Origin of the sequence: Rosettibacter firmus, assembly GCF_036860695.1 — a bacterium.
Taxonomy (GTDB): Bacteria; Bacteroidota; Ignavibacteria; order Ignavibacteriales; family Melioribacteraceae; genus Rosettibacter; species Rosettibacter firmus.
The window spans coordinates 205,952-221,313 of sequence record NZ_JAYKGJ010000001.1 but is presented as its reverse complement, the minus strand read 5'-3'; the positions used below and the strand labels follow the sequence as shown (position 1 = coordinate 221,313).

The 15,362-nt window shown below is 30.0% G+C and carries 13 protein-coding genes; 2 read left to right on the top strand and 11 right to left on the bottom strand.

Annotation, left to right across the window (positions count from 1 at the left end; all coding sequences use genetic code 11):
• Nucleotides 1-82: 82 nt before the first annotated feature.
• The 11 genes from VJY38_RS00960 to VJY38_RS00910 are packed head-to-tail and all read right to left on the bottom strand — an operon-like array spanning nt 83 to nt 10,366.
• Entirely contained in the window at nt 83-1,597 is a 1,515-nt protein-coding gene (locus VJY38_RS00960) for an NADH-quinone oxidoreductase subunit N (protein ID WP_353678797.1), read from the bottom strand.
• A gap of 23 nt (nt 1,598-1,620) precedes the next feature.
• The gene (locus tag VJY38_RS00955) at nt 1,621-3,204 is read right to left on the bottom strand and encodes a complex I subunit 4 family protein (RefSeq protein ID WP_353678796.1); all 1,584 of its coding nucleotides are present in this window, start codon (nt 3,202-3,204) and stop codon (nt 1,621-1,623) included.
• A 52-nt stretch (nt 3,205-3,256) separates the two neighbouring features.
• The gene (gene nuoL, locus VJY38_RS00950; RefSeq protein ID WP_353678795.1) at nt 3,257-5,338 is read right to left on the bottom strand and encodes an NADH-quinone oxidoreductase subunit L; all 2,082 of its coding nucleotides are present in this window, start codon (nt 5,336-5,338) and stop codon (nt 3,257-3,259) included.
• 4 nt (nt 5,339-5,342) lie between these two features.
• Nucleotides 5,343-5,651: an NADH-quinone oxidoreductase subunit NuoK gene (gene nuoK, locus VJY38_RS00945; protein WP_353678794.1), complete on the bottom strand. Its 309-nt coding sequence runs from the start codon at nt 5,649-5,651 to the stop codon at nt 5,343-5,345.
• Nucleotides 5,652-5,672: 21 nt separating this feature from the next.
• The gene (locus tag VJY38_RS00940; protein WP_353678793.1) at nt 5,673-6,182 is read right to left on the bottom strand and encodes an NADH-quinone oxidoreductase subunit J family protein; all 510 of its coding nucleotides are present in this window, start codon (nt 6,180-6,182) and stop codon (nt 5,673-5,675) included.
• Between the two features lie 13 nt (nt 6,183-6,195).
• Entirely contained in the window at nt 6,196-6,729 is a 534-nt protein-coding gene (locus VJY38_RS00935) for a NuoI/complex I 23 kDa subunit family protein (protein WP_353678792.1), read from the bottom strand.
• 8 nt (nt 6,730-6,737) lie between these two features.
• Nucleotides 6,738-7,805, bottom strand: coding sequence for an NADH-quinone oxidoreductase subunit NuoH (gene nuoH / locus VJY38_RS00930; RefSeq protein WP_353678791.1), 1,068 nt, complete (start codon nt 7,803-7,805; stop codon nt 6,738-6,740).
• A complete protein-coding gene (locus VJY38_RS00925; RefSeq protein WP_353678790.1) occupies nt 7,805-8,920 on the bottom strand; it encodes an NADH-quinone oxidoreductase subunit D in 1,116 nt (371 codons plus the stop codon). Before VJY38_RS00925 ends, nuoH begins: the two co-directional genes overlap by 1 nt.
• Nucleotides 8,921-8,934: 14 nt before the next feature.
• Nucleotides 8,935-9,465, bottom strand: a complete 531-nt coding sequence (locus VJY38_RS00920; RefSeq protein WP_353678789.1) for an NADH-quinone oxidoreductase subunit C — start codon at nt 9,463-9,465, stop codon at nt 8,935-8,937.
• The gene (locus VJY38_RS00915) at nt 9,462-9,953 is read right to left on the bottom strand and encodes an NADH-quinone oxidoreductase subunit B (protein ID WP_353678788.1); all 492 of its coding nucleotides are present in this window, start codon (nt 9,951-9,953) and stop codon (nt 9,462-9,464) included. Before VJY38_RS00915 ends, VJY38_RS00920 begins: the two co-directional genes overlap by 4 nt.
• Nucleotides 9,954-9,955: 2 nt before the next feature.
• Nucleotides 9,956-10,366: an NADH-quinone oxidoreductase subunit A gene (locus VJY38_RS00910; protein WP_353678787.1), complete on the bottom strand. Its 411-nt coding sequence runs from the start codon at nt 10,364-10,366 to the stop codon at nt 9,956-9,958.
• A gap of 186 nt (nt 10,367-10,552) precedes the next feature.
• On the opposite strand from VJY38_RS00910, the gene VJY38_RS00905 reads away from it, so the two are divergent.
• Nucleotides 10,553-11,362 carry an SPOR domain-containing protein gene (locus VJY38_RS00905; protein WP_353678786.1) on the top strand — a complete coding sequence of 270 codons (810 nt, stop codon included), beginning with the start codon at nt 10,553-10,555 and terminating at the stop codon, nt 11,360-11,362.
• A gap of 465 nt (nt 11,363-11,827) precedes the next feature.
• Nucleotides 11,828-15,214 carry a helicase-related protein gene (locus VJY38_RS00900; RefSeq protein ID WP_353678785.1) on the top strand — a complete coding sequence of 1,129 codons (3,387 nt, stop codon included), beginning with the start codon at nt 11,828-11,830 and terminating at the stop codon, nt 15,212-15,214.
• The last annotated feature ends 148 nt before the right edge of the window (nt 15,215-15,362 follow it).

Genomic DNA, 15,362 nt, shown 5'->3' with positions numbered 1-15,362 from the left:
TTATTGATTTGAAGATTTTTTAATAGAAATGATAAGTTTATAGATTACTTGCTTTTATTAAGCAATCCTATAGTTAATTAATTTACATTCCAAGTATTAATAGACAACTCTTTGCTAAATTAACAACTGGTGTAAAATAAATTCCAAAGAATATTATAGCAAAGACCAATAATGAAATTAATATTTTATTTCCAGTCGATGGAATAATTGTAGGTGTGCTTTCTGTTGCTTTAATTAAATACATGTGTCTTAATACACGTACATAATAATAAAGTGATACTACTGTATTTAATAATGCTATCACAGCAACGACAATCATTTTAGCATCTACAAGTGCTATGAATAAATATAATTTACCAATAAATCCAGCTGTTGGTGGTATGCCTGTTAATGAAATTAAAAATATGGATAATGAAACAGCAAGAAGTGGAGATGTATATCCCAGACCATTATAATCATCAATTTCTTCTGAACCAGTTTTATTTGCAATTAACATTACAGTATAAAATGCACCGAGATTCATTATTAAATAAAAAACAAAATATATCAATATAGCAGTTAATCCTTGATTAGAAAGAACAACAAGACCAAGTAAAATATAACCTGCATGAGCAATGCTTGAATATGCAAGCATCCTTTTTAAATTATTTTGCCATAGAGCAGAAAAATTTCCCAATGTCATTGTTAAAATTGATATTACAACTAAAATTGGTTGCCAGTCAAAAGCATTTACTAAATTCCATGTACCATTTGTATTAACAAATGAGACAAATGTAGTTTTAATAAATCTGATAAGTAATGCAAAACCTGCAGCTTTACTTGCAACAGATAAATATGCTGTTATTGTAATGGGAGCTCCTTCATAAACATCTGGAGTCCAGAAATGGAATGGGGCAGAAGAAATTTTATATCCTATTCCAGCAAATATTAAAATTATTGCAAAAGAAAATGTGAACAAATTTATGTTCGGAGCTTGAATAAGAGTATTTATAATGTAAAGATTTGTACTTCCTGTTAAACCATAAATTAATGATATACCAAATAACATTAATCCAGACGATACAGCACCATAAATTAAATATTTGAGTGATGCTTCACTATTTCTTTCTCTTAATTTCAAAAATCCAGCAAGAATGTAAGATGAAAGTGAAAGTAATTCCATTGATAGGTAAATAAGAATTAAATCAACAGAAGAAATCATAAAGAACATACCGAGTATCATTCCAAATATCAAAGCATAATATTCACCAAGACGATTTGTAACACTTTTAATTTCTTCTGAAACAACTGAAAAGAAAACTATTAATAGTGAAGAAATTATTACAATTAACTTAAAGAAAGAACCAAATGAATCTATTGCTACCATTCCATAATTTCTTAATGGATTATTAGAATGAATGAAAGCAAAACCATTTTCATAAAACTGAATTACTAAAAATAATCCTGTTATTAAAATTCCAGCACCAGCTAAATATGGAATGATAGTTTTATTTTTATGAAAAATTAAATCTGATATTATCAATATGACAAGAGAAATTGTTAAAACAATTTCTGGAGTAATTAAATTTAGTGAATTGAATAAATTTGTCTGTTCCATTAAAACTTCAAATCCATTTTTGATTATAATTTATAACCGTTAAATAAAAAGTTAACGAGTGTATTTACAGATGTATTCATAATATTTAACATTGCAGAAGGATAAACTCCAAGGAAAATAATAATTGCAGAAAGTGGAGCAAACATAGCATATTCTCTGAATTCAAGATCTTTAAGAGAAGCCCATTTTTCATTTAGCGGTCCAAAGAAAATTCTTTGCAAAGTCCATAACATATATCCAGCACCCAGTAGAATGCCGAGTGTAGAAATAATAGCCAGAATTCTAATATTAACAACACCAAATGAACCAACAAAAACAAGTGCTTCTGAAATAAAACCACTTAAACTTGGTAATCCAATGGCAGCAAAAAATGCAACTGTTACAAATCCAGTATAAACTGGCATTTGAGATGCAAGTCCACCAAAATCATATAATCCTCTTGTATGAGCTCTATCATAAATTACACCTACTATCAAGAAGAGCATTGCTGTAATTGTACCATGATTAAACATTTGAAAGATTGCACCTGTAACACCTGTTGTTGAAAGAGATGCCATCCCAAGTAATACATAACCCATGTGAGATACAGAAGAATAAGCAATTAACTTCTTAAAATCTTTTTGAGCTAAAGCTACAAGTGCACCATAAATAATATTTATCATTCCAAATAATGCAATCCACCACATTAATTGTTTTGTAATTTCTGGAAAGATTGGATAACTGATTCTAAGAATTCCGTAAGTTCCCATTTTTAATAATACACCTGCAAGAATAACAGAAATTGGTGTTGGAGCTTCTACGTGTGCATCAGGTAACCATGTATGGAAAGGGAACATTGGAATTTTAATAGCAAAACCTACGAATAATGCAATGTATGCAATAAATCTTAAATTGTTTGGATTAAATGGCGATAAAATTCCAGTCTGCGAATAATTACCTGGATTCATTAATTGAAGCATATTAAACGTAAATACTTTTGTGCCATCTGCTAAAGTTTCTGTTGCACTGAAATAAAGACCAATCATAACAAGAAGAATAAATACGCTTCCAAATAATGTATAAATAAAGAACTTAATTGCTGCATATTCTTTTCTTGGACCGCCCCATATTCCAATTAAGAAATACATTGGAAGTAACATTAATTCCCAGAATACATAGAATAAAAAGAAATCAAGTGCAACGAATACTCCCATCATTCCAGTATCGAGTAATAAGAATAATGCAAAATAACCTTTAACTGATTTTTCAATATTCCATGAAGAAATTGTTGCAATAAAAGAAATAATTGCTGTAAGTAATACCATCGGCATACTTATTCCATCAATACCAAGGAAGTAATCAATTTTAACATTACCTAACCATGATAATCCTGTAATATAAATCCATCTAAATTTTTCTATGAACTGAAAAGATTTTTCTTCGTAAACACCAGCAGCAGAATAGTTGTAATTACTTAATAATATAATAGCTAATATTACCTGTATAGCTGTAATTACAAGTGTAGTATATCTAATTGCATTTTTTTGTTCTTTTGGTAATAGCAATACAATTATCATCCCCAGAATTGGGAGAAAAGTAATTAAAGAAAGTATCGGAAAACCAATCATATCTGCAACCTGTTTTTAATTTTTTAACAAAGAGTTTATATCTCTAAATTTTCTAAAATGGTTTAAAGATTAATAATAAAATGATAACCGAGAATACAACAAAAACAACATAAGTTTGAACTTTGCCTGTTTGTAATTTCTTGAAAGAAAAACCAATAAATCCATTGACAAATGCAGTGAAGTTTACTAGTCCATCAACTACATAAGTATCAAATAATCCACTCAAATATGAAAACGATCTTGTTAACCATGCAGAACCATTTACAATGCCATCAATTATATTATTGTCGAACCATGCTAATATTTTACTGAAGTTTAATGTTTGTCCAACTGCTGTAGCATCATAAAGTTCATCGATATACCATTTATTAAGAGAGAAATTATAAACTGGTTTTATTTTTTCTGTTAATTTATCAACATTAATTTTCTTCCATTGATAAAATATGAAGGCAAGTAAAATCCCTAATCCAGCAACTGTAAGAGACATCAACATAGCAGGATAGTGAGCCCAGTGTAAAGTTTCTGTATACAATGGTGAATGAATAATTTCGCCATGAATATTTTCAATATTTTCAGATGGTACAAGAAAATTGAATCTTGTGTGTTCAGGTGTTACCTGTGCGGGAGTTTTAACCCACTTCATAAACCAACCAGCATCAGGTGATAGTGGATTTGGTGTGTAGAAAATAAAAATTGATAAAGTTGCCAGTACAATTAAAGGAGCTATCATCACAAAAGGTGATTCGTGAGCGTGTTCAAATTTATGATGATCACGTGGCTCGCCATGAAATGTTAGAATGACAAGACGGAACATGTAAAATGCAGTTAAAGCTGCTACTGTAAATCCAAAGATTGGAATTAACCAGTGTCCGGTTAATTTACCAAATACCAGAGTTCCAGCAAGTATTCCATCTTTACTTAAAAATCCAGAAGTCAATGGAATTCCAGAAATTGCCAGTGTAGAAATTAGAAATGTAATATAAGTTACTGGCATTTTCTTTCTGAGTCCACCCATATTTCTAATATCCTGTTCATGATGCATTGAATGAATAACAGAACCAGAGCCTAAAAACAAACATGCTTTGAAAAATGCATGTGTAACTAAATGAAAGAAAGCAAATACATATGCACCTACACCGAGTGACATTATCATATAGCCTAATTGAGAGACAGTAGAATAAGCTAAAACTTTTTTAATATCGTTTTGAGTGATTGCAATAGTTGCAGCTACAAACGAAGTGAATGCACCAATGATTGCTATTACGAGCATAGCATCTGCGGTAAGCATTACAAAAATTCTTGTTACTAAATAAACACCTGCAGCAACCATAGTTGCAGCATGTATTAATGCACTAACTGGAGTTGGACCTTCCATTGCATCTGGAAGCCACACATGTAATGGAAATTGAGCAGACTTACCAACTGCACCCATAAAAACCAGGATGCCAGCTGCTGTTAACCATGCTTCGCTTCCAAATGGTAAATTGCCCGCAGATATTTGTTGAAAAATTGTATCGAAAGTAAATGTTTTATAATTAGTAAATAAAATTAAAATACCTAAGAACATTCCTATATCGCCAACACGATTAACTATGAATGCTTTTTTAGATGCATCTGCTGCAGATTTTTTTTCGAACCAGAATCCAATTAATAAATATGAAGATAAACCAACCAGTTCCCAGAAAATATACATCATCAATAAATTGTGTGTAAGAACTATTCCAAGCATCGAGAAAGTAAATAATCCCAGATAAGCAAAGTATCTCGTATATCTTTTATCACCACGCATATATTCAATTGAATAGAGATGAACAAGTGCACTGATTAGATTTACAACAAAAAGCATTATAGCAGTAATGTTATCAATCTTAAAGCCCAGTTCTACATTAATACTTCCTGCTGAAGGTGCATTGCTTAACGAAAACCATATTATCGAAGCAACAATGTCATTCGGGAAATAATTTAGTTTTGAAAAGAGAATAAATATTGAAATGAATAGAGCAGTAAATAAAATTCCTACTTCGAGCAAATATAATTTAGGAAATCTTTTCCCAAAGAAAATTAAAATTGCAAAACCAATTACAGGCAAAAAAAGTGTTAGAATAGATAAGTTTACAAGTAAATGTTCTGTCATAATCCTATTCTTTTAGTTTATCGATTTCATCAACATTAACATTTGCAAAAGTTTTATAGATGTTTAAGACAATTGCAAGAGCAATAGCTGCTTCGGCAGCAGCGAGTATTATTACAAAAAGTGCAATTACTTGTCCACTTAATCCAAAATTTCCATATCTGGCAAAAGCTACAAAATTTATATTAGCCGAGTTAAGTATTAATTCAATTCCCATTAAAACCATTACAGCATTTTTTCTTGTAATAATTCCATAAATTCCCAGTGAGAATAAAATTGCACTTATAATTAGAAAATGATTTAAACCTACTTCCATTATTTTTTACTATAATTTATGTTATTCAATATTTTCTTCTTCTTCTCTTCTTGCAATAGAAGCTGCACCAATTAAAGCTACGAGTAATAAAACAGCAAGTAATTCAAAAATTAAAACATAGTCTGTAATTAAAAGATTACCCAGAGTTCTTGTTGTTGTAATAGGGATTTCATTTGGTTCGGTTTTCCAGTTAGTCCATACCATAATTGCCCAGAGTACACCCAGCAATAATCCCACACCAATTGCAGCTGGTAATAAATGTACTGTTCCAGTTCTAATATCCACACTTGTTATTTTATTAGTAAGCATAACACCAAAAAGTAAAAGTATAAGAATGCCGCCCACATAGATCATAATTTGAACTACAGCAAGAAAATCTGCTCCAAGCAAAACATAAATACCCGAAATTCCAAACAGTGTAAGTAAAAGACTATAAGCTGAATAAACTATGTTTTTTGTTGTTACAACAATAACAGCAGATACAATAGTGATTAAAGCAAAAAGATAAAATATTATATCATAGTATGTCATATTATATCAAAGTTTATTGTTGAGTTTTAGAAGCAGCTGCTTTTTGAGCTTCTTTTTCTGCCAGGAATTTTTCGTAGTTGGCTTTCTTTTCTGCAGCTTCTTCTTCTGTTAAATTAGAAAATTTATATACTAAATTTCTTCTATCATATTCAGAGAATTCATAAATATCTGTCATATAAATGCAATTGGTAGGGCATGGGAATACGCAAAGTTGACAATAACAACATTTAGCAAAATCGATATTAAATTTTGTGACCCATAGAGCTTTCTTTTTACCATTAGAAGTCATTCCCAGATCTTCACCAGGAACTGCTTTTACAGTTTCAATTTCAATGCAATTAACTGGACAGGCTCGTGAACATTGATCACAACCAATGCAATCATCAATATTTACATACAATCTATTTCTTACACGTTCAGGTAATGGTATTTTAACATCTGGATATTGAATAGTTACTGCACGTGTAAATAAATGTTTAAAAGTAACTTTCATTCCTACAAGAACTGTATAAATTGCCTGCCATGTATTTTGCAAATATTTCTTCATTTCAAATTTTATATTAATGAAATAATTCCAACAACAATCAAATTAACAACAGCATATGGGATTAAGTATTTCCAGCAAACAGTCATTAATTGATCAACTCTCAAGCGTGGTAAAGTCCATCTTAACCACATCTGAACAAAAACTAAAATCAAACCTTTTGATAAAAACCAGAAAGTTTGTTCGAAAGGAATTAACCATTGAATATTTAATGTATTTCCTATATAACCAAAAGGAGATTGATAACCACCAAAGAATAAAATTGATACAACTGCAGAAACAGCCAGCATATTAGCATATTCGGCTAACATGAACATACCCCATTTCATTCCAGAATATTCAGTAAAATAACCTGCTACCAGTTCAGATTCAGCTTCAGGTATATCGAATGGTGTACGATTTACTTCTGCTAATGTACTTATAAACATAATTATTGCTGCTACAATCATAAAAGGAATTAATAAGAACTTTGTTATTCCAAATTCAGGACCACCAAATATATTCCAGTTCCAGAAATATGCAGTTTGCATTTCACTAATTTTAGTTAAGCTTAATGTACCGGTATACATTGCCATTGTTAATACAATTAAAGCAGTAGGGATTTCGTAGCTTACAATTTGAGCAGCAGAACGCATTGCACCAAGTAAAGAATATTTATTATTTGATGCCCAGCCCGCCATCAAAATTCCAGCAACAACAAGTGATGATATTGCAATTATATAAAACAGTCCTACTTCAATTTCGCTACCAATAAGTGCACTTGAAAATGGAATTGCAGCATAAGCAGCAAATGAGCCTGTGAAAACTAATACAGGAGCAACATTAAATAATTTTTTATCAGCATCTGCAGCAATTGTATCTTCCTTTTGAATCATCTTGAGCATATCTGCAATTGTTTGAAGCCATCCATGCCATCCAGTTCTCATTGGTCCCAATCTATCCTGCATATGTGCAGATACTTTTCTTTCGAGCCATATAGCAAAAAGAGCATAAATTAAAATTACTGTTAGTGGAATTAAAGCAACCACTATTGTCGATATAATTACATTACCTGTGATATTATAGAGTAATTGATACATTATCGATCTACCTCGCCTAATACTATATCAATACTTCCAAGAATTGCAACAACATCTGCAACAAGATGACCTTTGCAGAGTTCTCCTAATACTTCAAGATTTACAAATGATGGAGCTCTTACTTTTACTCTAAATGGATTTGGACTTCCATCGCTGATAATAAAGTATCCTAATTCACCTCTTGGATTTTCAACTCTAAAGTAGACAGTTCCTTTTGGTGGTTTAATTCTTTTAGGAATAGCAGCATGAACATCACCATCAGGGATTTGATCGATTGCCTGTTCAATTATTCTTAAACTTTGTTCCATTTCCTGAACTCTTACATAGTATCTATCCCAGCAATCGCCAACAGTTCCCATTAATCCCTGTCCAACAGGAATATCAAACTCAAATCTATCATAAATTGAATAAGGTTCAGCTTTCCTTAAATCGAATGCAAGTCCACTACCTCTTAGATTAGGTCCAGTTACTCCATAATTAATAGCAGTTTCAAGCGGTAAAACACCAATGTTTGCAGTTCTCTCTATAAAAATTTTATTGTATGAAAGCAGATCATTTAATTCTTTGATAGTTGGTCTAAAAGATTGAATGAATTCTTTTGTTAATCGAACAAAATCTGGATGAATATCGTGAGATAAGCCACCAACCCACATATAATTATAGAGTAATCTTGCACCACATGTCATTTCGAATAGAGATAAAATTTTTTCTCTATCTCTAAAGCAATAAAGGAATGGAGTGAATGCACCAATATCCAATCCATAAGTTCCAATTGCAACAAGATGCGAAGCAATTCTTTGAAGTTCACCCATTATTACACGAATATATTCTACACGTTCTGGTACCTGAATTCCCAGCAATTTTTCTACTGCCAGGACATATCCAAAATTATTATACATCGAAGCTAAATAATCCATTCTATCTGTGTAGGGAATTACTTGTGGATAAGTCATTGCTTCGGCATGTTTTTCAAAACATCTATGTAAATATCCGATGTGGGGTTTTACATTTTTAATTAGTTCACCTTCAAGTTCGAGTTCGAGTCTCAACACACCATGAGTTGAAGGGTGTTGAGGACCCATATTTAATATCATTGTTTCAGTTTTAAGTGCCATCTCAAAATTTTTAATTAGTAAGGAACTCTCATTCCCTGATAGAATTCAGGATTTTTATAATCTTTTCTTAACGGATATCCAGCTTCCCAGTCATAAGGCATTAAGATTCTTCTTAAATCTGGATGATTCAAAAAAATAATTCCAAACATGTCATATGCTTCGCGTTCATGCCAGTCTGCACATTTCCATACAGATTCAACAGATTCTACCTGTGGATTTTCTCTTGGTGTTGATACTTTTAATGTTATTTTATGTTTAAGTGGTATTGAATAAAGGTGATAATAAACACTGAGCGTTCCACCTTTTATAATTTCTGTACCATCTTCATCTTTAATTTTTTCACCATTTGCATCGTCGACACCTGAAAGTACCATTAAGCTATCGAATTTTAATTCTTCATTGTCTCTTAAAAATAAACATACATCTTTTATTTTAAATGGATCGACAGAAATAATTGGTTCGGTTGGAGTATCTTTATCAATTGATAATATTGAATCATTAAATTCTTTTTTTAATAGATCAAAAATTTCTTCAGCTGTTTTCATGCTTTCTTGGTCATTATTGATTCGTTTCTAATTTTTTCTTGTAACTTAAGTAATCCTTCTAATAATGCTTCGGGTCTTGGTGGGCAACCGGGTACATAAACATCAACTGGTATAACTCTATCAACTCCTTTTAAAACATGATAACCATGTTCCCAGTAAGGTCCACCACAATTAGCACAACTTCCCATTGAAATAATATATTTTGGTTCTGGCATCTGTTCATATAGTCTTTTAATTCTTAATGCCATTTTTAATGTAACAGTTCCAGAAATTATAATTGCATCTGCTTGGCGGGGAGTATTTCTTGGTATTACACCAAATCTATCAAAGTCGTAATGCGAAGCACTTGTAGCCATCATTTCAATAGCACAACAAGCTAAACCGAAACCAAGTTGCCAAATTGAAGATAAGCGTGCCCAGTTAAATAAATCTTCTACTTTTGTTACGACAATATTGCCATCAGAAAATTCTTTATCTAATAGACCCATGATTAGACTTCTTTGTTGTTCAATAATTCATTTAAGACAGGTGGCTTAGGTTTTGGGCGAGCCCATTCTAAATCACCTTTTCGCCATTCATAAAACATTCCAAGAACTAACAGCAATAAGAAAATTATTCCAACAATAAAACCATATACTCCATAGTCTTTATAAATAAGAGCCCATGGAAATAATAAAACAACTTCAACATCAAAGATTAAAAATATAAGAGCAACTACATAAAATCTAATATTAAATTTTATCCATGGAGAACCTTCGGGATTTTCTCCACATTCATAAACTTTTAGTTTTTCAAATGTAGGGCGATTAGGTCTAATTATTCTTGCTACAAAGAGAGTGATTATTACAAATATTGCAGCAAATAGTATGAATATGAGAATTTTACCGAATTCCGTAAGCATTAATCACAAAAAAAATTTGTGCCAAAATTAATACATCAATGTATGATTGTCAAGAAATCCTAATTTCAAGATACGATTTATAATTGATATTCATAAAAAGCATAATATTTATTTTGGTTGAGTAATATTAAAATTTTGTTTTTATTCAAATTAGTTTATTTTATTTTTGACATTCAAAATACAATTATGATAAAAAATTTCTTTTATATTGTTTTGTTTCTATTCCTTTACTTCAATACTGATGCACAGGTTCTTTCTAAGAAATGGATGAAAGTTATAAACTTTGATGATAGAGAAATTTTTATTGACACATCAAATTTAAGTCAAGAAAAAAATATAATATCCGCATTAATAATTACCTGCTACAAAAAACCAACAATACTTACTCCACTTAATAAAGAAATAATTTACATTAAAACACAATCACTTTTTGATATTGATTCAAAAAAAGTTACAATAATTGGAAATCTTTATTATGATAAAGAATTAAAAATAATAAGTGAACCATTCAAACCACTGCAGATAGTAAGTGAAAACAATACTCACCTGATTGATACGAGTAAAATCTATTCTACAATTTTTGATAGCTGTTTAAGTTATATAAAAAGAAATCCAGAAAGAATTAATAATGTAAATATTCAGAAAACTCAAATAACAGAACAAGCTAACAAAATAGAAAACAAAACTGATGTAAGTACTCAGGAGAATGAGCAAAGCAGTGGAAAACCTGAAATAGAATCCGAAGAGTATAATTTTGAAAATGAGCGAGTTGTATATAAAACAATTTTTACAGATGGTAATAAATATTGCATACAGATATCTTCATGGAAAGAAGAATACAAAGCACAGAATGAAGTTGATAAATTAAAATCAAAAGGTCACAATGCATTTTATATAAAAGTAAATATACCTGGAAAAGGGGACTGGTATAGAGTAAGAATTGGATATTTTTCAACTCTGAGGGAAGCAGAAGAGTATTTGAAAGAGATGAGATAAATTTCATGAATTTATTTCATGCAGAAATATAAAGGCATGTTTAGTATAAAATTATGTGAATAGTATGTTCTGAAACTAAAAGATAAAATTTTAGAACAGGTATTAAACAGTTTATAGAAAATGTTAAATTATCTGATAAAAATTTACATCAGTTAAATAGGGATAGTCTAAATGGAATAATAATAAATATGAATTTTATATTTCTTTTTGGTGATTTAAAAGTAATAAAGATATATTTTGAAAATATTGGATACAAAATTCATATTTAAAATTATCATATATTATCTTAAAAATAAGGTATGATTCAAGTTGGTTTTAATAGATTTTAGTAATCGTGATAAAACATGGATAATTTTAGAACTTATCTTTACTGAGGATTTAAAAATTTACACAACATTTAAAAATATATAGTTTAATCAAGTTTTATGATATTATATTTTTGATTTTACAAGGGATGTAGTATTTATGAGTAATTTTATAACTAATAGCCAGACAAAAATCCTTAGAAATAGGCTTCTTGAATTACTTTCAAAGAGTAAAGAGCTTAAATTTCTTGTAGGTTTTTTCTATTTCTCCGGTATAAGAGAATTGTATGAAGGTCTTAAAGCAAATCAGAGTTTTATTCTAAAGATACTCGTTGGTTTGGATGTGGATAAATATAACTTTAAATTAATTGAATATTCTGAAGACGATAGAATAAGCGATGATGAAAAAATAAATAACTTCCTTAAATCAGTTAAAAAATCAATTAACACTGATCAGTTTGATGTGCAGGACTTTTATGAACAGGTTAAATATTTTCTGCAGCTGATTAAAGACGATAGAATCATTATAAGAAAAACATTCAAACCAAATCATTCCAAAGTTTACATAGTTAAATTGGAAGAAGAACAGGTTGGGAAAAATAGATTATTTATAACTGGCAGCAGTAATCTTACTAAAGCCGGACTTACCACACAAAATGAATTCAATGTTGAAATTTCTGATTACGGATTTGAAGAAGCTGAGAAATACTTCGATGATCTATGGGAAAATGCTGTCAAGATTACTGAAACATCAGATATAAAAAAACGACTTATTGAATTGGTTGAAAATGAAACACTTATTAAAAAAATAACACCTTTCGAAGCTTATGTATTGGTTTTAAAGACTTATCTTGAATCATTTCGGCACAAAAATATTTCAAGTGCATTAAAGCAACTCCTTATTGAAAGAGGTTATAAATTATTTAAATACCAAATTGATGCTGTTGAAATGGCGATTAATGTAATTGAAAATCATAATGGTGTTTTGATTGCTGATGTAGTTGGTTTAGGTAAAACGATTATTGCCTGTATGGTGGCAAAGCATTTAAGAGCCAGAGGAGTTGTAATTTGTCCACCAGGATTGATTGGCGATGAGAATATGACTGGAGGTTGGAAAAAATATCTTAATGAATTTCAATTGTATGATTGGGAAGTCCGTTCTCTTGGCGACCTAGAGAGAACATTAGACTTTGTTAAGGCGAATGACGATATAGAAGTAATAATTATAGATGAAGCTCACAGATTCAGGAATCAAGGTACTAAAGGATATGAATTACTAAAAAATATTTGTAGAAATAAAAAAGTAATTTTATTAACAGCCACTCCATTTAATAATAAACCAGAAGATGTACTCGCTTTATTAAACTTGTTTGTTACACCAAAAAAATCTAATATAACACTGGATAGTGATCTTATTTCAGTTTTCAGATCAATTGGCTATATTTTCGATAAACTTGCATATATAAGAAAAAATTATAATTCCAGAGACAGAAAAAAATTAAAAACTGCGAAACAACTTTACCGAACATTTTTCGATGAAGATGAGATTGATTTAAAGAAAGTAAAACGAAAATCTCATCAACTCGCAAGGCAAATCAGAGATGTTATAGAACCTATAACAATAAGACGAAATAGATTGGATTTACTAAAGAATCCAAATTATAAAAATGAAGTGAAAGAATTATCCACAGTTGATGATCCTAAAGAGTGGTTTTATGAATTGACAAAAGAACAATCGGCTTTTTATGATGAAATAATTACGAAATATTTTGAAGATCCGGATGAAGGTGGAAAATTCTTAGGCGCTATTTACAGACCTTTTCAGTATGAGACAGGACACGGTTCAAAACTTTTTGATGAGGAAGAAAAAAATTCAGAAACGAACCGTGAATTATTGCAGCAGAGAAACTTGTTCGATATTATGAGAAGATTAATAGTAAAACGATTTGAAAGTTCATTTGGTGCGTTTGAACAGAGTTTGAAAAACTTTAAACATATCAATGAGACTGTGTTAAAATTTATTGAGAAAACAGGCAAAGGTGATCCACTAAAAGGAGAGTATATTCTCGACAGAGATTTACTTGAAAGTATTGTTGAATTGTCTCCAGACGAAATTGAAGATGCTCTGAAAAATTATGAAAAACAAATTACTGCTGGGGTCTATCCTAAAAAACATAAAAGATATAAAATAGAAAAATTCAAAAATGCTCAAGGATTTATTAATGATATTAAATCTGATATAAATTTATTTGATGAAGTTCTGGAAAAACTTAATAAGTTCAAATTGATTGATAATGATCCTAAAACTAATTGTCTATTACAACACTTACAGGAAGAATTAGATAAACCCGCTAATAATAATGAACCAAAAAGAAAAATTATAATATTTTCTGAGTATACTGATACAGTTAATTATGTAAAAAAGAAATTAGAAACATTAAAACCAGATATTGCTAATAGAACACTTGTTGTAACAGGTTCAATACCTGATTCAAAAATTTCTGAAATAAATAGAAACTTTGATGCTACTGCAAAAGTGCAGTCAGATGATTATGATGTGCTTTTAACAACGGATAAACTTAGTGAAGGATTTAATCTTAATCGTGCCGGAATGGTTATTAATTATGATATCCCATGGAATCCTGTAAGAGTGATTCAAAGATTAGGAAGAATTAATCGTATCAGTAAAAAAGTTTTTGAAAAACTTTATATAGTTAATTTCTTCCCTACAGAACAGGGTGCTCAGCTTGTTAAGTCAAGAGAAATAGCACAAAACAAAATGTTTATGATTCATAATACACTAGGAGAAGATTCAAAAATCTTTGACCCTGAAGAAGAACCATCGCCTGCAAAGCTTTATCAGAAGTTATTACAAAATCCGGACGAAAGCGAAGAAGAAAGTTTTTATACAAAGGTTTTAAATCTTTACACTGAAATAAAAACCAAGTATCCCGACCTAGAAAAAAAACTTAAAGATATACCTAAACGAATAAAGGTAACAAAAAAATTTAATGAAAATGAAATGATTGTATGTTTTATGAAGCACCGAATGTACATAAAGACTGTAAAAATGATTGATGGGAAACCTGATGTCAATGATTCGTCACTTGAACTAGTTTTAGATAAAATCAGGTGTGAAGCAGAAGAAAGTGGATTAGAAATAGATGATGATTTCTGGAAAATGTATCAAGAAGTTAAGAAGTCAAAGGAGAAAAATTATTTACCTGCATCTGCTCAGAGTAATGAAAAGAAAGCATTAAATATTTTAGATTACCTTCTTCGTGTTAATCAAAATGAAAAATTGATTGATTTGAAAAAATTTATTAGAACATTAAGAGAAGATATTATTGATTATGGAACATTACCAGAATATACAATAAGAAGGATTGCTAATCTTAAATTGAATGACAATGATTTAAACAAAACAATTGAAGAAATAAATTCAATTAAAGAAGAATTAGGTGAAGATTATCTTGAGAAGGAAAAGAAAAGATTTGCAGAGCAGGAAAAAGAAATAATAATTGCAATTAGAAATTGTAATAAATGAGGCTAAAGCCTTGATTCTTTCTTAGAATTATTTTTTATCAAATTAATATTATGGCTTTAGCCACTTAAAATAATGATGATGCTGAAGCCTGATATATTTTAGAATTATTTTTTAATCAGTCAGCTAAAGCTGACTGTAATAAATGGGA